23 protein-coding genes and 1 pseudogene are annotated in these 25,952 nt (G+C 68.1%); 21 read left to right on the top strand and 3 right to left on the bottom strand.

Features of this window, described 5'->3' with window-relative positions:
- Positions 1-66: 66 nt before the first annotated feature.
- The 11 genes from ACTOXK_RS10235 to ACTOXK_RS10185 all read left to right on the top strand — a co-directional run bounded on the left by ACTOXK_RS10235 (position 67) and on the right by ACTOXK_RS10185 (position 10,910).
- On the top strand, positions 67-864 hold the full coding sequence (locus ACTOXK_RS10235; RefSeq protein ID WP_482277995.1) for a dihydroorotate dehydrogenase electron transfer subunit: 798 nt from the start codon (positions 67-69) through the stop codon (positions 862-864).
- Positions 864-1,796, top strand: coding sequence for a dihydroorotate dehydrogenase (locus tag ACTOXK_RS10230; protein WP_482278016.1), 933 nt, complete (start codon positions 864-866; stop codon positions 1,794-1,796). Before ACTOXK_RS10235 ends, ACTOXK_RS10230 begins: the two co-directional genes overlap by 1 nt.
- Complete coding sequence (gene pyrF, locus ACTOXK_RS10225; RefSeq protein WP_482277996.1) at positions 1,790-2,518, top strand: orotidine-5'-phosphate decarboxylase; 729 nt, start codon at positions 1,790-1,792, stop codon at positions 2,516-2,518. The genes ACTOXK_RS10230 and pyrF overlap by 7 nt, the downstream gene beginning before the upstream one ends.
- Positions 2,519-2,740: 222 nt before the next feature.
- A complete protein-coding gene (gene mihF, locus ACTOXK_RS10220; RefSeq protein WP_151430065.1) occupies positions 2,741-3,052 on the top strand; it encodes an integration host factor, actinobacterial type in 312 nt (103 codons plus the stop codon).
- A 26-nt stretch (positions 3,053-3,078) separates the two neighbouring features.
- A complete protein-coding gene (gene gmk / locus ACTOXK_RS10215; protein ID WP_482277997.1) occupies positions 3,079-3,645 on the top strand; it encodes a guanylate kinase in 567 nt (188 codons plus the stop codon).
- 15 nt (positions 3,646-3,660) lie between these two features.
- On the top strand, positions 3,661-3,921 hold the full coding sequence (locus ACTOXK_RS10210; RefSeq protein WP_482277998.1) for a DNA-directed RNA polymerase subunit omega: 261 nt from the start codon (positions 3,661-3,663) through the stop codon (positions 3,919-3,921).
- A 186-nt stretch (positions 3,922-4,107) separates the two neighbouring features.
- Positions 4,108-5,328 (top strand): tRNA uracil 4-sulfurtransferase ThiI, encoded by a 1,221-nt coding sequence (gene thiI, locus ACTOXK_RS10205; RefSeq protein ID WP_482277999.1) that lies wholly within the window; start codon positions 4,108-4,110, stop codon positions 5,326-5,328.
- A 402-nt stretch (positions 5,329-5,730) separates the two neighbouring features.
- Entirely contained in the window at positions 5,731-6,486 is a 756-nt protein-coding gene (locus tag ACTOXK_RS10200; protein ID WP_482278000.1) for a ComEA family DNA-binding protein, read from the top strand.
- Positions 6,483-8,843, top strand: a complete 2,361-nt coding sequence (locus ACTOXK_RS10195; protein ID WP_482278001.1) for a ComEC/Rec2 family competence protein — start codon at positions 6,483-6,485, stop codon at positions 8,841-8,843. The genes ACTOXK_RS10200 and ACTOXK_RS10195 overlap by 4 nt, the downstream gene beginning before the upstream one ends.
- A complete protein-coding gene (gene holA, locus ACTOXK_RS10190) occupies positions 8,840-9,808 on the top strand; it encodes a DNA polymerase III subunit delta (protein WP_482278002.1) in 969 nt (322 codons plus the stop codon). The genes ACTOXK_RS10195 and holA overlap by 4 nt, the downstream gene beginning before the upstream one ends.
- Positions 9,809-9,818: 10 nt before the next feature.
- Positions 9,819-10,910: an MBL fold metallo-hydrolase gene (locus ACTOXK_RS10185; protein ID WP_482278003.1), complete on the top strand. Its 1,092-nt coding sequence runs from the start codon at positions 9,819-9,821 to the stop codon at positions 10,908-10,910.
- A 147-nt stretch (positions 10,911-11,057) separates the two neighbouring features.
- Here ACTOXK_RS10185 and rpsT read toward each other — a convergent pair whose 3' ends face one another.
- Positions 11,058-11,591, bottom strand: a complete 534-nt coding sequence (rpsT, locus tag ACTOXK_RS10180; protein WP_482278004.1) for a 30S ribosomal protein S20 — start codon at positions 11,589-11,591, stop codon at positions 11,058-11,060.
- A 350-nt stretch (positions 11,592-11,941) separates the two neighbouring features.
- Here rpsT and lepA point away from each other — a divergent pair, with 350 nt between their 5' ends.
- Positions 11,942-13,747 (top strand): translation elongation factor 4, encoded by a 1,806-nt coding sequence (gene lepA / locus ACTOXK_RS10175; RefSeq protein WP_482278005.1) that lies wholly within the window; start codon positions 11,942-11,944, stop codon positions 13,745-13,747.
- Positions 13,748-13,852: 105 nt separating this feature from the next.
- Here the strand turns inward: lepA and ACTOXK_RS10170 are convergent, their stop codons facing one another.
- A complete protein-coding gene (locus ACTOXK_RS10170) occupies positions 13,853-14,500 on the bottom strand; it encodes a flavodoxin family protein (protein ID WP_482278006.1) in 648 nt (215 codons plus the stop codon).
- Positions 14,501-14,604: 104 nt separating this feature from the next.
- On the opposite strand from ACTOXK_RS10170, the gene ACTOXK_RS10165 reads away from it, so the two are divergent.
- The 7 genes from ACTOXK_RS10165 (at position 14,605) to ACTOXK_RS10135 (ending at position 21,741) form a co-directional block, all read left to right on the top strand.
- Positions 14,605-14,790, top strand: coding sequence for a hypothetical protein (locus ACTOXK_RS10165; protein ID WP_482278007.1), 186 nt, complete (start codon positions 14,605-14,607; stop codon positions 14,788-14,790).
- Between the two features lie 13 nt (positions 14,791-14,803).
- On the top strand, positions 14,804-15,775 hold the full coding sequence (gene dusB, locus ACTOXK_RS10160; protein ID WP_482278008.1) for a tRNA dihydrouridine synthase DusB: 972 nt from the start codon (positions 14,804-14,806) through the stop codon (positions 15,773-15,775).
- 151 nt (positions 15,776-15,926) lie between these two features.
- Positions 15,927-17,045 (top strand): radical SAM family heme chaperone HemW, encoded by a 1,119-nt coding sequence (gene hemW / locus ACTOXK_RS10155; RefSeq protein ID WP_482278009.1) that lies wholly within the window; start codon positions 15,927-15,929, stop codon positions 17,043-17,045.
- A gap of 154 nt (positions 17,046-17,199) precedes the next feature.
- Positions 17,200-18,210 carry a heat-inducible transcriptional repressor HrcA gene (gene hrcA / locus ACTOXK_RS10150; RefSeq protein WP_482278010.1) on the top strand — a complete coding sequence of 337 codons (1,011 nt, stop codon included), beginning with the start codon at positions 17,200-17,202 and terminating at the stop codon, positions 18,208-18,210.
- Positions 18,211-18,260: 50 nt separating this feature from the next.
- On the top strand, positions 18,261-19,409 hold the full coding sequence (dnaJ, locus tag ACTOXK_RS10145; RefSeq protein WP_482278011.1) for a molecular chaperone DnaJ: 1,149 nt from the start codon (positions 18,261-18,263) through the stop codon (positions 19,407-19,409).
- Between the two features lie 186 nt (positions 19,410-19,595).
- Positions 19,596-20,393, top strand: coding sequence for an RsmE family RNA methyltransferase (locus ACTOXK_RS10140; RefSeq protein WP_482278012.1), 798 nt, complete (start codon positions 19,596-19,598; stop codon positions 20,391-20,393).
- On the top strand, positions 20,386-21,741 hold the full coding sequence (locus ACTOXK_RS10135; RefSeq protein ID WP_482278013.1) for a MiaB/RimO family radical SAM methylthiotransferase: 1,356 nt from the start codon (positions 20,386-20,388) through the stop codon (positions 21,739-21,741). The genes ACTOXK_RS10140 and ACTOXK_RS10135 overlap by 8 nt, the downstream gene beginning before the upstream one ends.
- A gap of 228 nt (positions 21,742-21,969) precedes the next feature.
- On the opposite strand, the gene ACTOXK_RS10130 is transcribed toward ACTOXK_RS10135, so the two are convergent.
- Complete coding sequence (locus ACTOXK_RS10130) at positions 21,970-23,787, bottom strand: FAD-dependent oxidoreductase (protein ID WP_482277697.1); 1,818 nt, start codon at positions 23,785-23,787, stop codon at positions 21,970-21,972.
- 276 nt (positions 23,788-24,063) lie between these two features.
- Here ACTOXK_RS10130 and ACTOXK_RS10125 point away from each other — a divergent pair, with 276 nt between their 5' ends.
- Entirely contained in the window at positions 24,064-25,518 is a 1,455-nt protein-coding gene (locus ACTOXK_RS10125) for a helix-turn-helix transcriptional regulator (protein ID WP_482277698.1), read from the top strand.
- 60 nt (positions 25,519-25,578) lie between these two features.
- Positions 25,579-25,952: pseudogene (locus tag ACTOXK_RS10120) on the top strand (PhoH family protein); the annotation flags it as partial.

The following is a 25,952-nucleotide window of genomic DNA, read 5'->3' as shown; positions in this document are numbered from 1 at the left end:
GGGCGGTTGGGTCGGTGGTACAATGGCTCCTAACGTGATTTTGTCAGCGACAGCGAGAGGAGCCGCATGACCCTCTGTAACGAGTGCGCACCCATTCTGGTGAACGAGGAAGCGGGGTGCAACATCTGGCTCATGACCGTGCGGGCGCCCGAGATAGCGGCGACGGCGGCCCCGGGCCAGTTCGTGCACGTGAAGATCCCCGGCATGGACGATCACATCCTGCGCCGGCCCCTCGGCGTGTACGCGGCCGACGCAGAAGCGGGCACCGTGGACATGATGTACCAGGTGCTCGGCTTCGGCACCGACCGCATGACCGCCTTAGTGCCCGGTGCCGACGCGGTGGAGCTGATCGGCCCCATCGGTCGGGGCTGGGAAGTGCCCGCGGGCTGCAAGCGGGCCCTGGTGGTGGCCGGTGGCGTGGGCAGCGCGCCTCTGTATCCCCTCGTGCAGTCGTTGGCGGCCGACGGGGTGGCCGTGGACGCCATCCTCGGCGCGTCCACTATCGATGCCCTCGTGGCTCGCGAGCGCTACGGGGCGGTGCTCGGCTGCGAGCCGGCCTGCTCCACCGACGACGGAACCTTCGGCCGCGCGGGCTTCTGCACGCCGCTCGTGGAAGAGGCCCTGGCCGCGGCCGAGGCGGCCGGCAAGCCCTACGACTACGTGGCCTGCTGCGGTCCCGAGCCGCTCATGAAGCTGGTGGCCGCCATGGCCGCCGAAGCGGGAGTGTTCTGCGAGGTGTCCCTGGAGCGCCGCATGGCCTGCGGCGTGGGGGCCTGCCTGTCCTGCGTGGTGGACACGGTGGACGGCAAGCGCCGCGCCTGTGTGGACGGTCCGGTGTTCCCCGCGACGGAGGTGGTGTGGTAATGCAGCGTTCCCCCAAAGAGACATCGGTCAAGCTGGCCGTGGACCTCGGCGGCCTGGCCATGAAAAACCCGGTCACCACCGCCTCGGGCACCTTCGGCGCCGGACGCGAGTACCACGACTTCGTGGACGTGGCGACGCTGGGCGCCGTCACCACCAAGGGCGTGTCCCTCAATGGCTGGGAGGGCAACGCGAGCCCCCGCATCGCCGAGACGGCCTCAGGCATGCTGAACTCCATCGGCCTGCAGAACCCCGGCGTGGCGCATCTGAAAGAGGTGGAGCTGCCATGGCTCTCATCCATCGGCGCCACGGCCATGGTGAACGTGTCGGGCCATTCTTTCGACGAGTACGTGGCCGTCATCGAGGCGCTGGAAGAGGCGCCCGTGGCCGCCTACGAGGTGAATATCTCCTGTCCGAACGTGGACGCCGGCGGCATGACCATGGGCTGTCACGTGCCTTCCGTGGAGAAGGTCGTCTCCCTGTGCCGCGCTGCCACCAAACGGCCGCTCATCGTGAAACTCACCCCCAACGTCACCGACATCACCGAGATCGCGAAGGCCGCCGAGGCGGCCGGGGCCGACGGCATCTCGCTCATCAACACCCTGCTCGGCATGGCCATCGACGCCCGCACCCGCACGCCGCTTCTGGCCCGGGTCGTGGGCGGCTTCTCCGGTCCGGCCGTGAAGCCCGTGGCCCTGCGCATGGTGTGGCAGGTAGCCCAGGCCGTGTCGGTGCCGGTGCTCGGCATGGGCGGTATCTCAACGGGTACCGACGCCGTGGAGTTCATGCTGGCCGGTGCCACCGCCGTGGCCGTGGGCACCGCGAACTTCGTGAACCCCACCGCCACCGTGGATGTCATCGACGGCATCATCGACTACTGCGAGGAACAGGGCGTCGCCGACGTCAACGAGCTGATTGGAGCCCTCACGTGCTAACCTCCTTCGATTCCATTCCCGCCCGCGACCGCGTGATCGTGGCCCTCGACTGCGACGCCTGGGAGGCCATCGCGCTCGCCGACAAGCTGGAAGGCCATGCACAGTGGCTGAAGATCGGCATGACGCTGTACTACGCCGAGGGGCCGGCCATCGTGAAGATGTTCAAGCGCCGCGGCTTCAACGTCTTTCTGGACCTGAAGTTCCACGACATTCCGCACCAGGTGGAAGGGGCCGCTCGCTCGGCGGCGGCCAGCGGGGCCGACATGATCACCATGCACACCGTGGGCGGCATCCCCATGATGGAGGCGGCCCAGCGCGGCGCCGCGGCCGGCGCGGCCGAGTGGGGCGGGGAAGTGCCCGCCACCCTGGGCATCACCGTGCTCACCTCCATGGACGCCGCCACGTTGGCGGCCACAGGCGTTACGCGCCCCTTGCCCGAACAGGTGGCGGCCCTGGCGGGCCAGGCCAAGCAGGCGGGCATCTCCGGCGTGGTGGCCTCGCCCCAGGAGGCGGCCACCCTGCGGGAGATCTTGGGACCGGAGGGCTACATCGTCACCCCCGGCGTGCGCCCGGCCGGCGCCGCCCTGGGCGATCAGAGCCGCGTGGCCACCCCGGCCCAGGCCTTCGCCAACGGGGCCTCGCACATCGTGGTGGGCCGCCCCATCACCGAGGCGGACGATCCCGTGGCCGCCTTCGAGGCCATCGCGGCCGAGTTGGCCTAGGGGCATCGCCGCCATCGGCGCGGGTCGCGCAGCCCGTGCCGATGGCGCTTCTTTGGAGCGGGTTCCAAGGATTTCTGGAGCCTGCTCCAATGAAAACTTTCCCGTTTTGGCTGATACATTGAAGGTTTCATCACATTTACGGGTTCTGCGTAAATTACATGTTGTTTTGTCATGAATGGATGGTATGATTTCGGCAGCCCTAACCGGAAGGAGAACAAGATCATGGCTATCCCTCAACTCAGCCCCGAAGCTCGTGCCGAGGCTCTTGAGAAGGCAAAGGCCGCGCGGATCAAGCGCGCCGAGGTTCGCGAAGAGCTGAAGACCGGCAAACTCACCGTCGCCCAGGTGCTCGCCATGCGCGAGGATCCCATCGTGGGCCGCATGAAGATCTCCACCCTCATCGAGACGCTGCCGGGCTACGGCAAGGCCAAGGCCGAGCGCATCATGAGGGAGCTCCAGATCGCCGAGAGCCGCCGCATCCGCGGCATCGGCGAGCGTCAGCGCGAGGCCCTGCTGGCCCGTCTGACGAAGTAGCCCCGTCCATAGTAGCAAGGGAATACATGCGAACCGGAAACCTTTTCGTCATCAGCGGCCCCTCGGGGGCCGGCAAGGGGACCCTCGTTGCGCGACTGCTTGAGGAGGTGCCCGACGCCTGGGTTTCCGTTTCGGCCACCACGCGACGCCCCCGTCCCGGAGAGGAAGAGGGCGTCAGCTACTATTTCCTCGATCGGGAGGACTTCCTCGCCCTCGCGGACGAGGGCGGTTTTCTCGAATGGGCCGAGTACGCGGGCAACTGCTACGGCACCCCCTTGGCCTCGGTGCAGCGGGAAATGGCCGCGGGCAAGCAGGTCATCCTGGAGATCGAGGTGCAGGGGGCCCTTCAGGTGAAGGAGAAGATGCCCGAGGCGCACCTCGTGTTCATCGAGCCGCCGTCCCTGGAAGAGCTCGAGCGGCGCCTGCGGGGCCGCGGCACCGAGGCCGATGATGTGGTGAGAAAGCGCATGGACACCGCTTTGGTGGAGCTTTCCCATAAAATGGAGTATGATATACGGCTGGTAAACGACGATCTGGACGAAGCCGTCGCCCAACTGGTCGCTTACGTGAACGACACCGCCGAACAGAAGTAAGAGGAATTCCCGTCTATGAGCATCATCGAACCGAAGATCGACGTCCTTCTGGACCGCACCGATAACGACCGCTTCCTGTTGTGCGCCCTGGCCTCCAAGCGCGCCCATGACATCAACGACATGATGCGGGGCCAGCGCGACCGCGCCATCCAGCTGCAGACCGCTGTGGAGATCGCCCGCGCCGCCGACACAAAGCCCCTGTCCATGGCCTTCAGCGAGGTGGCCCGCGGCGAGGTGTCCTACGACCCCGAGTCTATTGATGTCAAAAATCATTAATTAATGATTTTTGACCCGACGCTGCGAAGCCCCGTAGCACCCAATCTTGGCGCTCCAAGCCCTCGTCGCGTACCTTAGTACGCTTCCTCGGTCTTTCGCGTCAATCTTGGGCGTTACGGGGCTTCTCGCTGACTTACTACGCCAACCTGTGCTACAAAAATCTTAATTAATAGATATCAGAGGGTCATGATGGAATTTCAGAGAATCATTCTCGTGCACTACCACGAGATCGGGCTGAAGGGGCGCAATCGCGGCGTGTTCGAGAAGCGCCTGCAGAAGAACTTGGAGGCGCTCCTCGGTGCATACCCGATCGTCACCATCCATCGCATCTCTGGGCGGCTGCTCGTGTTCCTCAAGGAGGGCACGTCGTTGGAGCTGGCCAATGAATGCGCCGACGCCATCCTGGGCGTGCCCGGTGTGGCCCGGGTGTCCTGCGGCTTCAAGTGCGAGCAGGAGATGGAGGCCATGGGCCGGGCGGCCTGCATCGCCCTGGCCGAGGCCGAGCCCTTCCAGACCTTCAAGGTGAGCGCCCGGCGCAACCACACCACGTTCCCCATCGATTCCATGCAGCTGAATCGCGATATCGGTGCGGTGCTCTGCGAGGAGTTCCCCGCCAAGATCGTGCAGATGAAGGGCCAGGACGTCACCGTGGGCGTGGAAGTGGTTGAGGGCTCCACCTACGTGTACGCCCGCAGCATCCGCGGCATCGGGGGCCTGCCCGTGGGCAGCTCCGGCACCGTGGTGTCGCTTCTGTCCTCGGGCATCGACTCGCCGGTGGCGCTCTGGCGCATGGCCCGGCGCGGCGCGGTCTGCGTGGGCGTGCACTTCTCCGGGCGTCCCCAGACCTCGGATGCCTCGGAGTTCCTCGTGGACGATATCGCCCGAGTGCTGGAGCGCACCGGCTGCATCGGGCGCGTGTACGTGGTTCCCTTCGGCGACTACCAGCGCGAGATCTCCCTGGCCTGCCCGCCGGGACTGCGGGTCATCCTCTACCGCCGCCTCATGTTCAAGGTGGCCGAGGAGATCGCCCGGCGCGAACGGGCCGGGGCCCTGGTGACGGGCGAGAGCCTGGGCCAGGTGGCCTCCCAGACCCTCGACAACATCCGCGCCACCGACGCCGCCGTGGCTATGCCGGTGCTGCGCCCGCTTATCGGCTCGGACAAGTTGGAGATCATCGATGCGGCCCAGCGTCTGGGCACCTTCGAGATCTCGTCCATGGACGCGCCGGACTGCTGCACGTTGTTCATGCCGCGCAATCCCGAGACCCATGCGAAACTGGCCGACGTGGAGGCCGCCGAGGCCGCCTATCCGGTGGAGGAGTGGGTGCAGGCCCTGGCCGATGCGGCCGAGCCCCACGACTACGCCTGCCCGGCCTACCGGCCGCCGCGGAAAACCAAGGCCCGCTAGGCCGGGGCCTCGACAATCATCGCGTCATTTCAAGGGCGGGAGCTGCGGCTCCCGCCCTTGTTGCGTGGGTGGGGCTGGGCTTCCAACGACCGCGGAAGACGCCGCTCAGGCCGCGCGCCCTCGGGCCCGTCGCCCGATGCGAGCCGGCGCTTCGGAAGGGCGGGAGAGACGCGGGGGGTGAGCGAAGCGAGACACGGGGACGGCTCGGGAGCGAACCGCGCGAGGCTGCGGGAGCGGATCGGGGGCGAACGGGGTGGCCTTCGGGAGCGTCTCTGAGGCGCAGAGCGCGGGGCTCGAGGGGACGCCGGAACGGTGCGCGGCGGGAGCGAAGTGCGGCCAAGGTGCGACATAAGTGCGGTTTGCGCTTGGTAGAGTGGGGGCCGGTCGTTCTAAGGAGAAACCGTGGCCTTCCAAGATCAAGCCGGGGGCATCTGTGCCCGCCTCCACCTCACCGCCGTGCGCAAGCCGATCCTCATCGGCATCGTCGTCGTGCTGGGCGTCGTGGCCGCTTCGGCGGCCCTCGCCCTGGCATCTCCGGCCGCGGCGGGCGAGGTTGTCGCGGTGATCGCCGCGCAAGGGGGATCCGTCGATGGGGAGGAGGGCGCCGGTGGGGCGGAAGCAGAAGGGGTGACGGAGGTGCCCTCGGCGGAAGGGGCGGTTGAGGCCGATGGCGGTGAAGGTTCGCAAAACGGGGCGGCCTCTCTCGGAGGTGCCGGATCCGGAGCGGCGCTGTGCGTCCATGTGGATGGGGAGGTGGCCGCCCCCGGCGTCTACTACCTGCCCGTGGGAAGCCGCGTCGTCGATGCCGTAGAGGCCGCCGGCGGCATGACCGGCGACGCGCGCTCGGCCGGGGTGAACCTGGCCCAGGGGCTCGCCGACGGCCAGCAGGTGCTCATACCGGGCCCCGACGATCCGCCCGCCGCCACGGGCTCGACCGCGGGAGGGGAGGGGGCGGCTGCGGGCGATGGGCTGGTCAACGTCAACACTGCCACGGCGGCGGAACTGGAGACCCTCGACGGCATCGGCGAGGTCACAGCGGCCAAGATCATCGCCGAGCGCGAGGCCCGCGGCCCCTTCGCCTCTGTCGAGGATCTCAAGCGCGTCTCGGGCATTGGCGACAAGAAGCTCGAGGCCCTGCGGGATCGCATCTGCCTATGAGAGGGGAAGATCTCCGGCCGCCCCGGCCCCATCTGCCGCCGCTGCTGATCGCGGGCCTCGTCCTGTGGGGAAGCACGGCCCTGCTGTGGCCCGGGCTCGCGGGGGCATCGCCGGCGGCTCTCGCTGCTGGGGGCATCGCCTCCCTCGTCGCCACCATTGTTGTGGCGGTGTGGTCGCTGCGCCGCCGCGCCGCTCCCTTGGGCGCCGTAGCGCTCCTGGCTCTGCTCGTGGCCGCGGCCTCCTCCTGCGCCGGTGCCGCGGCGCTTCACGGAGAGGTTGCCGCCGCTCGCGAGGGCGCGGGCCCGTGGCACTGCACCTTGACAACTGACGCGAAGCCCACGGACTTCGGCTGGCAGGCCGAGGCGCGGGCCCGCGATAGCTCGGGGTCTGTGGTGTCGGTGCGACTGTACCTACCCGAAGATGGCGCGGGGCTGCTCCAAGGGGATCGGATCAGGGCGGAGGGCTCGTTTCGCGAGCCGTCGGAGGAGTCCCGCGACTTCTTCTGGGATGGGGGCCTGGCAGGATCGATCTCGGCAACCGCTTGGGAGCGGGAAGGAGAGGTGCCTCCCCTCGGCATCCTGCGCCAGCGGGCCATTGCGGCGGTGGCAGAGCACGGGGGTCGTGAGGGCGCCCTCGTGCAGGCCCTCGTCTGCGGCTATCGTGCTTCGCTGGAGCTCGCGGACGGCTACGGCCCGTTCCAGACCGTGGGACTCGCCCATCTCGTGGCCGTATCGGGAGCCCATTTGTCCCTCGTCACGATGTTCGTGGCCCGGCTTCTGCGCTTCGCGCGCCTCGGGCGCAGGGCCACCGCCGTAGTCACGGCCCTGTTCCTCACCGCCTATGTGGGATGGGTCGGCATGCCGGTGTCGGCCCTGCGGGCGGCGGTCATGGCCGCGACGGCGCTGCTGGCCCTCGTCGCCGACCGGCGCAACTCGGCCCTGAACGCCCTGGGGCTCTGTCTCGTCGTTTTCGTGGGCCTCGATCCGTCCTGCGCCCTCTCGGCCTCCTTCGCCCTCTCGGCCGGCTCCACCCTGGGGATCGTGTTGCTCGCGCCGCTGCTCTCCTCGGCCGCGGCAGGGCGCGGGCGGCGCCTCCGCTCTTTGGTGGTGGAGCCCGTGGTCCTCACAGCGGCCTCGGCCCTGGCCACCCAGCCCTATGCGGCCGCCCTGTTCTCCCAGGTGCCGCTGCTCGCACCCGTGGCCAATGTGGCGGCGGCCCCTCTGTTCGTTCTGGCCTGCACCGGGGGCTTCGCAGCGGTGGTGCTCGCGTGCCTGGTGCCCGCCCTTGCCCCCGCGGCTGTGGGGTGCGCCGTAGCGGCTGCGCGTCCCCTGGAGGCGGTGGTGGCCGTGCTCGCCCAGGTGCCCGGCAGCTGCCTGCCCGTCGATGTCGAGGTGCTCCCCATGGTTGCGCTCTCGGCGATCCTCGTCGGGGGCCTGTGGGCTTGGTGGCCGATGGTGCGAGCTCGGGCCATCGGCGGCGTCGCGGGGGCGCTGGCCGTCCTCCTTCTGGCCGCGACGGCGCCCCCGGCCCTGGCCGCGGCTCCTGACGAGATCGTCATGCTGGACGTGGGCCAGGGGGACGCCTTCCTCCTGCGCAGCCAGGGGGCCGCGCTCCTCATCGATACGGGCAATCGCAACGGGCTGCTCAAGGAGGCCATCGCCCGCCAGGGCGTTCGCCGCATCGACCGGGTGGCTGTGACCCATCCCGACGACGACCACTGCGGCTCTCTGGACGCCCTCGGCGATGTGGCCCGGGTGGGGGGCCTGCTCGTGGCCGACGACCTGCTCTCCTGCCCCTGCGAGAACTGCACGGAGCTGGTGGCTGAGGCCGAGGGGGAAGCCTATCCCGAAGGGATCGAGGGGCTATCCGTGGGCGACATTGTGGGCTGCGGCCGCTTCACGCTGGAGGTGATCTGGCCGAATGCCTTCGATGACGAGGGCGGCAACGGCGACAGCCTCAGCTTCCTGTGCCGATGGGACGGCGACGGGGACGGCGAGGCCGACTGGACGGCGCTCTTCTGCGGCGATGCCGAGGCAGACCAGCTCGCGGCCATGGCGCCGGCGCTGCCGCCCGAGGGGGTGGACGTGCTGAAGGTGGGGCACCACGGCTCCCGCCGCAGCCTCGACGAGGGCCTGGCGCGCCGTCTCGCTCCAGCAGTGGCCCTCGTCGGCGTGGGCGAGTCCAACCGCTACGGCCACCCGGCGCCGGAAGTGCTCGATGCCCTCGCGGCGGTAGGAACCCAGGTGCTCTGCAGCGACGAGGTGGGGGACGCCACCATTGCATTCTCCATGGAGAAGCTCTCCGTGACGACCCAGAAGGGCGCCGACCCACCGCCTTCGGGTACAATGGGGCCATGAGCAATGGAAACGAACAGAACCAGCTGCTGGCGGCCTACCTGGCCGTCGGCGAAGATGCCCTCAAGCGCGAGGCGGTCATCGCCCGTCTGCGAAAGCGCTTGTCGGCCCTGGGGGACCTCTCCTTCAACGCCGACGACTTCGACGGCGAGACAGCGGCCGGGGCCGATATCGCCGCCGCCTGCAACACCATGCCCTTCGCGAGTCCCGTGCGCCTCGTCTACGTGCGCAATGCGGAAAAGCTCAAGAAGGCCGACTCCGAGGAGCTCGTCTCCTACCTGGCCGCGCCGAGCGAGTCCACGGTGCTGGCCCTGGAGGCCGAGAAGCTGGCGAAGAACACGCGGCTGTACAAGGCCGTCGCGGGCCTCGGCCCCAAGGCGGTCATCGATTGCGCGCCGCCCAAGAGCTGGGAAATGCCCAAACGGGTGCGGGCCATGGCCACGGGCCACGGCATCGTCCTCACCGAGGGGGCGGCCGGGGCCCTCGTGGAGCTCGTGGGCGAGAACACCGTGCACCTGGACAGCGAGCTCAAGAAGATCGCCCTCGCCCACAGCGGCACCGATGCCGTGGGCGAACGGGAGGTGCGCAGCCTGGTGGCCCGCACCTCGGAAGTGAAGCCCTGGGACTTCACGGCCGCCTTCGCCGAGCGGAACCTGGCGAAGTGCCTCGCCCTGCTCCCCCAGATGGAGTCTACTTCGGCCCACGCCCTTATCGCCATGTGTGCCACGCGCATCCGCGAGCTCATGGCGGCCCAATCGGCCGCCCGCCGCGGGGGCACGTCCGTGGGACAGCTGCTGCACCTGCCCGACTGGCGCGTGAAGAGCCACGGCGCCTGGGCCCGCAACTTCTCGCCGTCCGAGCTGCGGGCGGCCCTCGTCAGCTCCCGCGATGCCGAGCGGGCCATGAAGAGCGGCGCCGACCCCGATGAGGTGTTCTACGGCTGGCTCGTCGACACCCTGAGACGATAGGAACATCCCCGTGCCCGATCTCGATACCCTGATCGCCGACCTCGACGACCGCTACCAGCGGGCCGGCTTCGGCGAGCCGGTGGCGGTGCTTTCCGATCTGTATCTGGTGAAAGTGCCCCTGCCCGCCAATCCGCTCAAGGCCGTCAACTCCTACTTCATACTGGGGAGCGGGGGAGAGACCGTCATCGTGGACGTGGGCTTCAACCACCCCGACTGCGAGCGGGCCCTCGATGACGCCCTGACGGCCCTCGGCCGCTCCTGGGACGGCGTGCGCATCGTGCTCACTCACTCCCATCCCGACCATACGGGCAATCTCGACCGCATCTGGCGTTCCGGTATGGCGGTGCAGGCCAATCTCCACTCCTTCCAGGAAGTGAAGAACCTCATGGCCCTGGAGGAGGCGATCTACGGCCCGCTGCTTCTCCAGGCGGCCACCCTCGAGCAGCAACGGGAGATGACCTTCACCGACGAGGGCCCGCGCCTTCACGTCTCCGCCGAACTGCTGCCCCTGGAAACCTATCCCGCCTTCACCTACCTGGCCGAGGGGGACGTCATCGAGGCGGGCCCCTACACCTTCCGGGTCATCGAGACCCCGGGGCACGACCGGTGGCACATCTGTCTCTACGAACCCCGGGCGCGCCTGCTCATCGCCGGGGATCACGTGCTCGAGCGCATCACGCCGGCCGTCTCCTCGTGGTTTCCCGCCGTCGATGCCCTGGCCCAGTTCATGGCCAGCCTGCGCAAGGTGGCCGATCTCGAAGTCGACCTCATCCTGCCGGCCCACGGCCGGCCCTTCACCGGCCTCGCCGAGCGCGTCGCCTTCCTGCTCCGCCATCACGAAGAACGGCTCGAGGAGATCTACGAGTTGGTCCGCGGCGGCTGCGACGACATCGTCGCCATCTCGCAGCAGGCCACCTGGCGCTACCCCGATTGGAAAAGCTGGCCCCTTGACCAGAAGTTCTTCTCCATGGGGGAGACCCTGGCCCATCTGGTCTATCTCGTGCGCCAGGGGCGCATCCTCCAGGGCATCTGCGGGGACGAGTACTACTTCCGCATGCCCTACGACCGCAAGAACCTGGCCCTGGCCCGCATCCAAGGCTAACGCCGGCCCTTCGGGGCGCCGGGCGCCCTGTGGGCCACAAAAAGCACCGCCCCGCAGGGCGGTGCCTCTCGCTCCATCAACGCGCCCATAAAAAAATCGCCGCTCCCGAACGGGAGCGGCGATTCTCATAGGTTGCGGCGCGCCAGGTTATTCGGCGGCGTCCTCGGCCGGAGCCTCCTCGCCCTCGGCAGCCTCGGCGGCAGCGGCCTCAGCCTCGGCCTTGGCAGCCTCCTCGGCCTCCTTGGCCTTGCGCTCGGCGGCCTTCTTCTCCTCCTTCAGCTGCTTCTCGCGACGCTTCGCCTTCTCGGCGGAAGCCTCGGCCATGGCGGCCTTGCGGGCCTCCTTGGCGGCAGCCTTCTTGGAGCCGGTCTTCTGGGCCTTCGGGACGGCCTTCTCGTAGGCGGCGATGTCCTCGGCGGTCACGACGGTGTTGGCCAGGGCCATGATGCCGCTCTTGCGGTTGGCGGCCTGGTTCTTGTGGATGACGCCCTTGGAGGCGGCCTTGTCCATCAGGCGGCAGGCGGCGCAGGCGGCAGCGTAGGCAGCGGCGCCGTTGCCCTCGGCCACGGCGTCCTTGACGCGGCGGATGGCGGTCTTCAGCTCGCTCTTGACGGCGCGATTGCGCATGCGGCGCTTCTCGTTGGTGATGATGCGCTTCTTCTGGGACTTGATGTTAGCCATGATTGCTAGCCCTTTCTGGTTCGGTCGTTTCCCATTGATCGGTATCCAACGACACGAACGCGCAGCGGTAAGGCCCGCCCGGGCATCGTGCGAGATGGAAGGCGGCGGGATTTGTCCGCTTTCTCAGCCCCGGACCCTGAGCCCGGAAGGCCGCCAGCAATCGCAATCTCTCAAGCGCAGCCACGTCTGCAGATTTGGCGGTGGAATCACCGCGCGTGCGTATCGCTGGATACACAATGCGGTAGAATACCAAAGATTCGCATCAGCACCGCGAAGAAATCTGCCCGGGAGGGGCAATTCTTCGCGAGACGCACACATACGCAGGACCCGACCGCGATAAGAAAGCCATTATGACCCACGAACTGTCCCATATCCGCAACTTCTCGATCATTGCCCACATCGACCACGGCAAGTCCACGCTCTCGGACCGCATTCTGGAGCTGACGGGCACCGTGGCCAAGCGCGACATGCAGGCCCAGCTGCTCGACTCCATGGACATCGAGCGCGAGCGCGGCATCACCATCAAGAGCCAGGCGGTGCGCGTGAGCTACACGGCCGACGACGGCGAGACCTACCAGCTGAACCTCATCGACACGCCGGGCCACGTGGACTTCACCTACGAGGTGTCCCGCAGCCTCGCCGCCTGCGACGGCGCCGTGCTCGTGGTGGACGCCACCCAGGGCGTGGAGGCCCAAACGGTGGCCAACGCCATGCTGGCCATGAACGCCGACCTGGAGATCATCCCGCTCATCAACAAGATCGACCTGCCGGCCGCCGAGCCCGAGCGCGTGAAGGCCGAGATCGAGGACGGTCTGGCCATTCCGGCCGACGACGCGGTGCTCGCCAGCGGCAAGACCGGCGTGGGCGTCCACGACCTGTTGGAGGCCGTGGTCTACAACATCCCGGCCCCCGAGGGCGACGGCGAGGCCCCCTTGCGCGCCCTCATCTTCGACAGCTACTTCGACGCCTACCGCGGCGTGGTGGCCCTCATCCGCGTGGTGGACGGCTCCATCAAGAAGGGCGACAAGATCCGCATGATGGCCACGGGCACCGAGACCCTGGTGGAGGAAGTGGGCGCCCGCCACCCGCAAGAGGTGCCCGAGAAGGCGCTCTACGTGGGCGAGGTGGGTTACCTGGTCACGGGCCTCAAGGACGTGAGCCAGGTGAAGGTGGGCGACACCATCACCCTGGCCGCCGGCGGGGTGAACACGCCCCTGCCCGGCTACCGCGAGGCGAAGCCCATGGTGTTCACGGGCCTGTTCCCCATCGACGGCGACCAGTACGAGCCGCTGAAGGAGGCTCTGGAGAAGCTGTCCCTGAACGACCCGGCCCTCGTGTGGGAGCCCGAGACCTCCCACGCCCTCGGCTTCGGCTTCCGCGTCGGTTTCCTGGGCCTTCTGCACATGGAGGTCATCAAGGAGCGCCTGGAGCGCGAGTTCGGACTCGACCTGTTGGCCACGGCCCCCTCGGTGGAGTACCACGTGTACCTGAAGGGCGGCGAGATGGTCTCGCTCCACTCGCCCCAGGAGATGCCCGACCCCGGCTCCATCGATCACGTGGAGGAGCCCTACCTGAAGGCGAAGATCCTCATCCCGCCCGACTACGTGGGCGCCGTGATGGATCTGGCCGTGGGGCGGCGCGGCAACTTCGTCACCATGAACTACCTGTCCCAGACCACGGTGGAAATGCTCTGGGAGATTCCCTTGTCCGAGCTCATCCTGGACTTCTTCGACAAGCTGAAGTCGAACACGAAGGGCTATGCCTCCCTCGACTACGAGATGGACGGCTACAAGCCCTCGGAACTGGTGAAGCTGGACATCCTGCTGTCGGGCAAGCCCATCGACGCCCTGTCGTTCATCGTGCACAAGGACAAGGCCTACGACCGCGGGCGTGTGCTCTGCGACAAGCTGAAGGAGATCATCCCGCGCCAGATGTTCGAGGTGCCCATCCAGGCGGCCATCGGCGGTCGGGTGCTGGCGCGCCAGACCGTGAAGGCCAAGCGCAAGGACGTGCTGGCCAAGTGCTACGGCGGCGACATCACCCGCAAGCGCAAGCTGCTGGAGAAGCAGAAGGCCGGCAAGAAGCGCATGAAGGCCATCGGCAACGTGGAAGTGCCCCAAGAGGCCTTCATGGCTATCCTCAAGGTTGACGAGTAAAGAAGCCTCAGAGTCCTCAATCAGAAAGCGCCGCCCACCAGGCGGCGCTTTCCGTAGGGCAAGGGCCGCGCCCTTGCCGTTTGCAAGGCCACGGCCCCTTACTGGCTACGCTCCCAGCACGTCCGCTCGGACGTAGTTGGTCATCACCTTGGGCTCGATCTCGGGCACCGGCACGCCGGCCTCGCGGCCCGCTTCGATGCACCGCAGCAGCCACGCCATGTTGCGGCCGAGGGTGCGCATGGTGTGCAGCCCCTCGCCGTCGCCCTCCGCCTCGCCGGGGGTGCGGCCGAAGGCGATGCCCCAGTAGCTGGAACCCACCACAGGCATGGAATTGATCTGGAAGTACTTGTTGATCTGGTCGGCCGCTTCGATGGCCCCGGCCCGTCGGGCCACGCCCACGCCGGCCGCCGGCTTGAAGCGCAGCAGGGAGCCTCCGGCATAGAACAGACGGTCGAGCAGCGCGATGAGCGAGCCGGCCGCTCCGGCGTAGTACACCGGCGAGCCCACGATGAGGCCGTCGGCCACCGCCGCTTTCTGGATGAACTCGTTGCAGGGGTCGTTGTCGAACACGCAGCGGTTATCGCCCTTCTTCCCGCAGATGCCACAGGCGATGCAGCCGCGGATCTCCTTGTTGCCGATCCAGGCGATCTCCGTCTCCACGCCCTCGGCCTGAAGAGCTGCGGCGGCCTCCTTCAGGGCCCGGGCCGTGTTTCCCGCCATGCGCGGGCTTCCGTTGATAAGCAGTACCTTCACGATTGTCTCCTCTTCTCTTGGATTTTGCTCGGCCCGATTGTAGCATCGGCTACACTGTGCCTTGAAGTACGGAACCGGATCGAAGGCTGGCTAGAGGACGCGATATGGCACGGGAACCCCGCGAGGACTACGATTGGATCGATGATCCCTTCAACGAGAAGAAGATTGCCGAGGAGCAGGAGCGCTTGGGCATGACGGGCACCTCCAAGACGCTCGTGGGCGTGGGCTGCCTGCTGGCCGCCGTCGGCTTTGCGGCCCTCGTCGGCCTGCTGCTGATCGGGCTTGTGTAGGCGAGCGCGGCCCATGGACGGACTGTTCGGGAAGTACCGGGTGCTGCTGGCGCCCATGGCCGGCGTGTCGGATATCGCCTTCCGCACCCTCAGCCGCGAGGCCGGCGCCGACATGGCCTTCACCGAGATGGTGTCGGCCAAGGGGCTCTCCTTCGCCAACGAGAAGACGCGCCATCTGCTGGCCCTGGCCGACGGGGAGAGCTCGGTGGCCGTGCAGCTGTTCGGCCACGAGCCCGAGGTCATGGCCTCCCAGGCCGCCTGGATCGAGCAGGAGATGGGGGAGAGTCTGGCCTACCTGGATATCAACATGGGCTGCCCGGCCCGCAAGATCGTGTCGAAGGGGGACGGCTCGGCCCTCATGCGAGAGCCCGAGCTGGCCGCCTCCATCGTGCGGGCCGTGAAGGGAGCCGTAGAGCATCCGGTCACGGTGAAGTTCCGCCGGGGTTGGGCCGAGGGCGACGAGACGGCGCCGGCCTTCGCGCGGGCCATGGAAGAGGCCGGGGCCGATGGGGTTACCGTGCACGGGCGGTTCGCCGAGCAGCTGTACCGCGGCGCCGCCGACTGGGGCGTCGTCGCCCGGGTGCGCGAAGCGGTGAGCGTGCCCGTGGTGGGCAACGGCGACATCCGCTCGGGGGCCGATGCGGTGTCCATGGCCGCGGCCACTGGCTGCGACGCGGTGATGATCGCCCGGGGCGCCGAGGGCAACCCCTGGCTGTTCTCCCAGGTGCAGGCCGCCCTGGCCGGTGAGCCTGAACCTGCGGCGCCCACCGTGGAGGAGCGCATCGCCATGGCCCGGCGCCATGCCGAGCTACTCACCCATCGCGAGGGCCGCAACATCGTGCGCATGCGCAAGCACGCCATGTGGTACATGGCCGGCCTGCCCGGCGCCGCCACGGCCCGCGGCCGCATCAACTACTGCACCACCCTGGCCGACTTCGACGCCGTCTTCGACGACCTTCTGGAAATCGCCCGGGAGCATTCGTAGTTTGTCCGTCCGACGGGAGGAGGCACTGCAATTCGCTCAGACAGTCCTCGCTTTGTGGAAACGCCCGCTGGACATTTCCAGTCGCTGCGGAACTCGCTCGGTTGCAACACCTCCTCCCGACGGACTACTCGTTTTGAAATGAGGAACACGCATGGCTTACGATCCCTACAAGGCGCTCTACCTGCACATTCCGTTCTGTGTGAAACGGTGCGGGTACTGTGATTTCGCCACTCAGGCGGTAGAGCGCGACGCGCCGGTCATCGACGAGTACGTGGAATCGCTCGTGATGGATATCCGCCGGGCCTCCAAGGAGGGGAAGCTCGGCGCCCTTGAGACCGTGTACCTGGGCGGCGGCACGCCGAGCCATATCGGCATGGGGCGGCTGTCCAGTCTGCTGTACGCGCTGGCGATGTCCATGCACCTGGAACCTGAGGTCGAGTGCACCATGGAGGCGAACCCGGAGAGCCTCACCGAGGCCATGGTGCGCGACATCTGGGCCCTCGGGGTGAACCGGCTGTCCCTCGGCGTGCAGTCCTTCGATGATGCGGTGCTGCGCATTTTGGGCCGGGCCCACGACGGCGACGGGGCGCGGCGGGCCATCGCGGCGGCTCAAACCCGCTTTCAGAACGTGTCGGTGGATCTGATGTGCGGCATTCCCGGTCAGTCGGCCGAATCCTTCGCCGAAAGCGTGCGGGAAGCCGTGGCCCTGGGTGCCACCCACGTGTCGGTGTACCCGCTGACCATTGAGCCGCACACCCCCTTCGATCGCGCGGTGATGCGCGGCGAGATGGCCGAGCCCGATGAGGATACCGAGGCCGAGGCCATGGAAGCGGCCCGATCCATCCTGGAGCAGGCGGGCTTTCACCGCTACGAGGTGGCCAGCTACGCGAGGCCAGGGTTCGAGAGCCGCCACAACACCGCCTACTGGACCGGCGTGCCCTACCTGGGGATCGGCCGCTCGGCGGTGACCATGACCCAGAACGCCGAGCGCCGCATGCGGGTGCAGGACGGGCGCGTGGTGGACGATCTGGACGCGCGCCAGATGGCCGCCGAGGACCTCATGCTGTCCATGCGCATGGCCCGGGGCGTCTCGGACGAGCGGGTCGCCCGGGCCACGGTGGTCCTCGGGGATGAGACGGCGTGCGCCGTCTTCGACGAGCTGGTGGCCCTCGGCCTCGCCGAGCACCGGGACGGACGCTGGCGGCCTACGGAGCGCGGCTGGCTCTGCGGCAACGAGCTGTACGGCCGTCTGCTGGATTTGGCACCCTAGGGCGAGGGATCGTCGGGCTGCCTTCTGCCTGCTCCCATGTGTCGCTTGCGTCGAGATCGGCCCTTCCGTTAGCACTCTCGCACCTTGGTTGCTAAAATAGCGTCAACAACGGTGCGCCCGCAGGGGCGCCGGCGGGGAAGCGAAAGGAGAGGCCATGCTGTCGGAGCGACGCCAGAGGGTGCTGCGAGCGCTGATCGAGGACTACATCGAGTACGCGCTGCCCGTGGGGTCGCGCACGCTTACCGAGCGCCATCGGCTCGGCGTGAGCCCGGCCACGGTGCGCAACGACCTGTCCGCCCTGGAGGACGCGGGCTTCATCCAGCAGCCCCACACCTCAGCCGGCCGCGTGCCCACCGATGCCGGCTACCGCACCTTCGTCGACGAGCTGCTCTCGTCGGGCCTCGCCGAGGAGGAGCGGCCCCATCCCGCCATGATGGACGAGTTGCGCGGGGCCGCCTGTGAGCTGGACGCCCTCATGGAGCGCACCTCCGCTGCTCTGGCGCGGCTCACCGACTGCCTCTCCATCGTCATGGCCCCGTCGGTCTTCGCCGGCCGCATTCGCCAGATCACCCTCGTGTCCCTGTCGGTGTGGCAGGCCATCATCATCGTGGTGGCCGACGACGGCCAGGTGGCCAACCGCACGGTCACCTTCTCCGAGGAGGTCACCTCCGACGAGCTGGCGGCGGCCCAGAACCTGCTGAACCGCCTGCTCGTGGGCCAGTCGGCCCGGGACGTGCGCCGCTCTCTGGACGCGAGCACCATCGAGGCCCTGCGCGATCCCCTCGTGCAGCTCATCATCGACGAGGTGGTGGAGTGCCTCGGCGTGAGCGACGGCAACCGGGCCCACAGCCTCGGCATCTCGTCCCTGCTGCGCCAGCCGGAGTTTAGCGACGCCAAGGCGCTGCTGCCGGTCATGGAGGTGCTCGAGGACGATGAAGTGCTCCTGCACACCTTCGACGACACCGTGGAGGGGGAAAGCCCCGTCATGGTGCGCATCGGACGGGAGAACCCCGCCTCGGAGCTGGCAGGCATTTCCATCGTGGCCTGCCCCTACGGCCGTGGCGACAGCGAGGGCGTAGTCGCCGTTATCGGCCCCACCCGCATGAACTACGGCAACGCCATCCGCGCCGTGCGCGCCGCCCAGAGCGTGCTCTGCGACGACTAGCGACGCCACCGACTTTTGTACGACCCATCAGAAAGGCAAGACGTTCCACCATGGCCGCAACGAAGGACCTCTACGAAATCCTCGGCGTCTCCCGCGACGCCTCCGAAACCGAGATCAAGAAGGCGTTCCGCCACCGCGCCCGGGAACTGCACCCGGACGTGAACAAGGCACCCGATGCGGAGGACCAGTTCAAGGAACTGAACGAGGCCTACGACGTGCTCTCCGACCCCCAGAAGAAGGCCGCCTACGACCGCTTCGGCACCGTGCCCGGAGCTGCGGGCGGCGCGGGCCCCTACGGCGGCGTGAACATCGACTTCGAGGACTTGTTCGGCGGCGGCTTCGGCGGCATGGGCGACATCTTCTCCACCTTCTTCGGCGGTGCCGCGGCCGGAGGCGGCCGCCAAGTGCGCAAGGACGGCCGCGACATGGGCGTGGGCATCCGCGTGACCCTGGCTGAGGCGGCCACGGGCGAGAAGAAGGAGATCGTCTACGACCGCCTGGCACCGTGCCCCGACTGCGACGGCACGGGCCTCGGAGAGGACGGCAAGGAGGTCACCTGCCCCGACTGCGACGGCCGCGGCCGGGTCGTCACCGTGCAGCACACCTTCCTCGGCGACATGCAGTCGGCCACCACGTGCCCCCAATGCCACGGCACCGGCACCATCATCGAGAACCCCTGCTCCGAGTGCGAGGGCCAGGGCCGCGTGCCCGACCGTCAGCGCGTATCGGTGGAGGTGCCCCGGGGCATCCGTGACGGCCAGCAGCTGCGCATCCACGGCTTCGGCGAGGCGGGCATGCAGGGCGCGCCGGCCGGCGACCTCATCGTCACCGTGCGCATCGCCCCCGACGAGTTCTTCGAGCGGGACGGCGACAACCTGCACTGCAAGCTCGTGGTGCCCATGGTCCAGGCGGCGCTGGGCGCCGATATCGAGATCGACGGCATCTTCGAGGACGAGAAGGTCACGGTGAAGATCCCCGAGGGATGTCAGAACGACCAGGTGGTGCGCGTGAAGGGCTTCGGCATGCCGCGCCTGAAGAGCGACGTGCGCGGCGACCTGTTCGCCCACATCGACGTGGAGATTCCCACGAAGCTCTCCAAGCGCGAGCGCGAGCTTTTGGAGGAATTGGCCGCCGAGATGGGCGAAACCGTGGACGAGAAGCGCTCGCCCCTGCAGAAGCTGCGGGATATTTTCGAGTAACCGGTTCCGCCCGTCCTGCGGAACGGGCGGACACGTCGACGCTGCGGTTCCGACGGGCACCTGGCCTTGCCCCTTTTTTCGCCTCGGCGCGTACCGAAGTACGCTTGGGCGAAAGGCGGGGCAATTCCAGGCACCGGTCGGAACCTTGCTGACTTTGCCGACCATGCGAGAGATTGGGTAATATTCATGTCGCTTCCGCGATTCTTTTTGGAAAACCAGGTGCTCGCTGCTGAGACGGAGGCGGTGTTTCCGCTGCGGCTGGCGGCCGATGACGCGAAGCATGCGAAGGTGCTGCGGCTGGCCCCGGGGGAGCACATCGCCGTCATCGACGGGGCGAGCGACTACTTCGAATGCGAGATCGTCGATTTCTCCGACAGCTTGCCGCTCGTTTCCATCGCCCGTCACGAAGAGACGGCCGCCGAGGGCCCGCAGGTGATACTGCTCCAGGGCCTGGCCAAGGGCGACAAGATGGAGACGGTCATCCGTCATGCCACCGAGGTGGGTGTGGCCGCCTTCGTGCCCCTGGCCTGCAAGCGCTCGGTGGTGAAGCTCGACGGGAAGAAGGCCGCGGCCAAGACCGAGCGGTGGCGGGCCATCGCCAAGAGCGCGGCCATGCAGTCAGGGCAGGCCCGCATTCCGGAGGTGAGCGAGCCGGCGACCGTGGGGGAGGCCTGCGCCCGGCTCGGGGGCGCCACGGCCGTGCTCGTGTGCTGGGAGGAGGCGCCCGAAAGCGCCAGCCTGCGCGGTGCGATCCGGGGCGCCCTCGCCGCCACGTGCACGCCTGCGGCCGATGCCCGCATCGCCGTGGTGGTGGGGCCCGAAGGGGGGCTTGCCGAAGAGGAAGTGCGGCGGCTTTTGGACTGCAACCCTCGTGCGGCCCTCGTGACCCTGGGTCCTTCCATCCTGCGCACCGAGACGGCCGGCATCGTGGCCCCGGCCCTTGCGCTCTACGAGCTGGGCGGTATGGGGAACGGCCATGGATAGCCCCGCCTTCCGCTTCGCCGTGGTGAACCTGGGCTGCAAGGTGAACCGCGTGGAGGCCGACGGCTTCGAGCGGCTCTTAACGGATGCGGGCGGCGCGCCATCGTCCCAGGCCGAGGCCGATCTCATTATCGTGAACACCTGCACGGTCACCGGCGAGGCAGAGAAGAAGACCCGCAAGGCCGTGCGCCACGCCCTGACCGCAAACAAGGAGGCCCCCGTCGTCGTCACCGGCTGCGCCGCCGCCATAAACCCGGACTTCTTCGCCGATCTGGGCGGGCGCGTGGCTGTGGTGCCCAAGGCTCAGATGGGCCCCTATCTGGAAGCACTCGTGGAAGACGGTTCCCTCCTGCGCACGCGGGAAACGGGAGCCGAGACGGCTCCCCGAGAAACCCCCGCGGATCTGCCGGCCGGTGGAAGGGCCTTCGCCTTGGGGAATGGAAGGCAAGACCGCACCCCTCGGGCGACGCAGGAACCCGAGCCGCGGCCCTGCTATGAGGGGGCTCTCGGCGGTCGCACGCGCATCGGCATCAAGGTGCAGGACGGCTGTGACAACGCCTGCACCTACTGCATCGTGCACGTGGCCCGGGGCCGCGCGATGAGCCGGCCGGCCGACGCGGTGGTGGCTGAGGCCGTGGCCCTGGCCCGCTCCGGCGTGCGCGAGATCATGCTCACGGGCATCAACCTGGGCTCCTACGACGATGAGGGGACGAACCTGGCCGATCTGTGCCGCCAGCTGCTCGCGGCGACGGCCGATCTGGCCGCGCCGGGCGAGGAGCCCTGCCGCTTCCGCGTGGGCTCCATCGAGCCCCAGGATGTGACGGCCGATTTCATCGCGCTTCTGGCCGAGGCCGAAGGGCGTATCTGCCGCCATCTGCATCTGCCCCTGCAATCGGGCTCGTCGAAGGTGCTGCAGGAGATGGCCCGGCCCTACGACGCCCATGAGTTCCGCCAGCTGGCCGACTACCTCCAGGCCATGGTGCCGACCGTGGCGCTCACCACCGACGTCATCGTGGGATTCCCCGGCGAGACGGAGGAAGACTTCGAGGATACCTGCGCCTTGGCCCGCCACGTCGGCTTCGCGAAGATCCACGTGTTCCCCTACTCCAAGCGGGAGGGAACCCCGGCCGCGGCCCGGGGAGACCAGGTGCCTCCCGCAGTCAAGACCGCCCGGGCGGCCCGTTTGCGCGCCCTGTCCGACGAGCTGGCCGCAGCCGACCGTGCTCGTCGGGCTGGCATCGTGGAGCTGGCCTTGGTCGAGCAGCCCGGCCGCGGCACCACGGAGAGTTACCACGAGGTGGCCGTGACCGAGGATGCCGTCGTGGGCACCCTGGTGGCCGTCGCACTGTAGGCTGACCTTGCCTCAGCGACTGCCGCGCCATGGGCACCGACCCTCCCAAATCCCCATCTACGAAAAGCGCCCCCGGCGGGCAACCTGCCGGGGGCGCTGAGCTTCTATCTCGCAAACGTTGAAGGGGGGACGCGATTTCACGCGGCGCCCCTTCAACATCAGAGAGAGGGGAGCGGTCGAGCCGAGTACGGAGGGGAGGGAACGCCCGACTCGACCGCGGGGGATAGCTTAGGCGAACAGATCCAGATCCGGAATCTTCTCGTCGGCGTTGCCGCCGGCAGCGTTGATGCCGGCCATGCGGCCGAAGGTTACGCAGCGGCCGTGGCCGATGCCGGGCACGTAGGTGGGGTAGTCGCCCGCGCCGAAGAAATCGCCGGCCGCCGAGCCGCAGACATAGAGGCCCTCAATGGGCTGGTCGTTGGCGTCGAGCACGTGGGTCTCCAGGTCGGTGCGCAGGCCACCGCACATGGTGAGCAGGTCGGCCTCCAGCTTGCCGGCGTAGAACGGCGGCTCCACGACCTTGGCCATCACCTCGGGACGCTTGCCGTAGTCCAGGTCCTTGCCGAGGTCGCACAGCTCGTTGTAGCGCTCCACCGTGGCCACGAAGTTCTCGGCGGGCACGCCCATGAGGCCGGCCAGCTCCTCCAGGGTATTGGCCGTCTGGGTGAGGCCGCTCTCGATCTCGCCCTGAAGCACGATCTCCTGGGCCTCCAGGTTGTACTCGCCGCCCACGGGCTGGGTCAGCTGGCCCCACTGCAGGCCGCCGCCGAGACCGGCGTCCATCTGCTGCTTCACGGCCTTCAGACCGTTGGCGTCGTAAATGGTCCAGGCCTCCTTCTGGGTCTGCAGGGCCTTGGTGACCGACTTGGACTGGGTGTTCACGTCCTCGTTCTTGAAGCGCTTGCCCTCCCAGTTCACATGGAGGAAGCCGTAGGAGGCCGCACCGAAGTCGAGGTGCATGACGGCCGCGTGGGGCTCGCTTCGCTGCATGGCGCCGCCGATCCAGATGGCCTGCTTGTGCATGTCGCCGGTGTCGCAGTCCGGCGGATTGTAGTAGCGGGCGTCCATGGCGTAGGCGGTCATGGGAGCGTAGTACTGGAACATCTCGTCATCGGCGGCGTAGTCGCCCGATGCGATGACGACCGACTTGGCGTTGATCTGCACCATGCCGTCGGGGGTGCTCACGATGGCGCCGGTCACCGGGCCCTCGCCGTCGCGCACGAGGCGCTCGGACTTGGTCTCCCAGCGGATCTCGCCGCCGTTGGCGGCGATGGCGTCGTACAGGGCGGGCACGAGCACGGCATTGCCGTACACGTCGCCCACGCCGGAGCCCTGGTAGAAAGTGAAGTTCACCGTCTCCTCCAGCATGCCCTCCTTGTAGAAGATGTGGGTGACCGGGTACTCGGTGTAGTCGGGACCCTTGTAGTAGCCGTCCCACAGCAGCGCTTCCAGGCCCTGGGCCTTGGCGATGTCGTAGAGCCAGTCGAAGCAGGCGCCGGACTTGCGGGCGTACTCCCACAGCAGCGGCTCCTTCACACGGCCCTGGGCCCAGTTGATCCAGCGGCGCACCACATGCACGTAGTCGGGCTCCTCCAGCAGGCCCTGCTTCACCAGGTCGGCCTGGACCTTGGTGTGGAAGCCGGCGATGTGCACGCCGCGGGCGATGGCCTGCTCGGTGTTCTTGTCGATGGTGATGACCTTCGCGCCCTCTTCCAGAGCGGCCAGGGTGGCGCAGCAGCCGCCGAGGCCCGCGCCGATCACGAGCACGTCGGTGTCCTCGGTCGCGGTGATCTCGTCGGCCGGAATGGGCTCCGGCGCGATCTCCCAGCTGTGCAGGCCCTGGGTGTCGGGGCCGGCCGAAGCGCCGTTGTCGGCCATGGGCATGCCGCCGGTCTGGGACAGCGTCTCGCCGCCCGCAGGAGCTTCGGCCGCCGTCTGGGGCGCGCAGCCCGCAAGCCCGGCCACGGCAGCTCCTGCGGCCACGGTGGCCCCCAGGCCGAAGAATGCGCGGCGGGAAAGGCCGCTCTTGCTCTGTTCCTTCGTCATGATTCCTCCTTTAAGAATCCTCCCCATCCGGGGCTCGGCGCCCCGAATGCGACACCGCGCCGCCCCGCTCCCTTCGGCGGGGCCCTCGGCAGCGTTGCCGGCTGCGCTAGGCAGCTGACCCGATTCAAGCGCAAAGGCTCGGGCGAATCTCCCCGTCGGCAGGGGGAAACGCCTCCCTCATACCCAATATCCCCCTCCCAGGGGGAGACGTTTTTCCCGGCAATCCGAGGAGGGGCGCCTTCCAAAACCCCTATAATGGCGGCGGAGGGATAGATCATGAAGAACAAGTTTTCCCGAGAGCGCTGGCTCTCACCGGACGTGCTCGGCTTCGCCGCCCACTGGGCCTGGATCTGGTGCGTGTTCTGGAGCAGTCGCTTCTACGACGAGGGAGCGCAGCTGGGGGCCGCCGCCTTCACCCCGGGCACCATGCTCGAACCGCTCTGGGTCGTGTCCTTGCTCGCCAACGTCGTGTCCATCGCGGCCTTCCTGCTGCTGGCCCGGGTGCGCAACCCCCTCTCAGAGCTGCGGATCGTGCCCTGGGAGGCGGCGGTCCTCACCGCGCTGGGCACTTTGTGCGTCTCCCTGCTGCCCGGTCTCGTGGATCCGAGCTCGGCACCCACTCTTTATTTGGTGGGGGCCGTTCTGACCGGCGTGGGCAGCGGCGGCATCGTGGTGCTGTGGGGCGAGCGGCTCGTGGAATACGGCCCGCGCCGGCTCATGCGGGTCTTCGTCGCCGCCATCATCATGGCGGCCGCCGCCTACGGCATTCTGCTCGCCCTCCCGACGACCGCCGCCCACCTCGCCGTGGCGGCCCTTCCCCTCATGAGCATCGCCTGCTACCGGCACCAGGCGCGTCGCCTGCCCCGGGTCCCCCAGAAGTACCGCAACCTGCCCGTCACGGCGCGGCTGCCCCTCGTCATGATCCTCGTGGCCTTCTTCTTCGGCCTGTCCTTCGGGCTCATGAAGGGGCTCATGGCCCCCGTGGGAGCAGGGTGGATCAACCTGCGCGACCTGCTCAACATCGTTGCCATCGTCGGGGCGGCCATCGCTTTCTACGTTACCAGCGCCGTGTTCAAGATGGATTTCGACCACCTCACCTACCAGGTGGCCCTGCCGGCCATGGCCGCTGGCTTCCTCTTCCTGCCGCTGCACGAGCCCTTCTCCATCATCGGAACGGCGGTGCACCAGTTCGGCTACCAGTACTTCTATATCGTGCTGTGGGCCATCTGGGCCGTGCTCGCCGCTCGCGAGGAGGTGCCCGCCGCCTGGATGGCCGCCTGGGGCCTGCTCGCCATCCAGCTCGGCCAGTTCGCCGGGTCCGTGGCGGCCGACGTGAGCCATCCCTTCCTGGCGAGCGACCTGTCCCTGGCCATGCTCGCGGCCCTCGTGATCTTCGTCATCCTGCTCGTGAGCCTGTTCGTGTTCGGCAACCGCTCTGCCTCCACGGGCTGGGGCTTCGTGCGCCCCATGGAGGAGGAGGCGCGGCCCGTGACGGGAATGGGCCTGGACGAGGCCTGCGAGGCCCTGGCCCGACGCCACCGTCTGACCTCCCGCGAGCAGGACGTGTTCCAGCTCCTGGCCCGCGGCCGCAACCGCGCCTTCATCCGCAAGGACCTCGTTATCGGCGACGAGACCGTGAAGAGCCACGTGAAGGCCATCTACCGCAAGTTCGAGGTCCACTCCCAGCAAGAACTCATCAACCTCGTGGAAGAGGAGCGCGCCGCGGGGTAGGGGGCCGCCCCGTGCCCTGTTTCTGAGGGGTTCTATTGCAAGCGCACAAGATGAGGTACAATGACGGGCATGACTGATTCCATGCAGACAACGCTCACGGCACCGGACGCGGTGGACATGGCCTGGGTCGTCGGCCCGGGCGACGAGATACTCCACCAGATGGAGGAGGCCTTCGACGCCCGCATCACGGTGCGGGGCAACGAGGTGTCCCTCGCGGGCGATCCCATCGAGGTGCAGCAGCTCACGGCCCTGCTCACCGACCTGTTCCGCCAGGCCGAAGGGGGAGAGGCCCCCGACGCCGATTCGGTGCGCCACGCCATCGAGCTTCTGCGTCACGCCGAGTTCGCCCCGTCGGCCCTGCGCGACGACGTGCTGCTGTCCTACCGCGGCCGGGCCATCCGCCCGAAGACCGCCGGCCAGAAGCACTACGTGGA

The sequence above is a fragment of the Adlercreutzia sp. genome, assembly GCF_056795635.1.
This window is presented reverse-complemented; position numbering and strand designations above follow the sequence as displayed.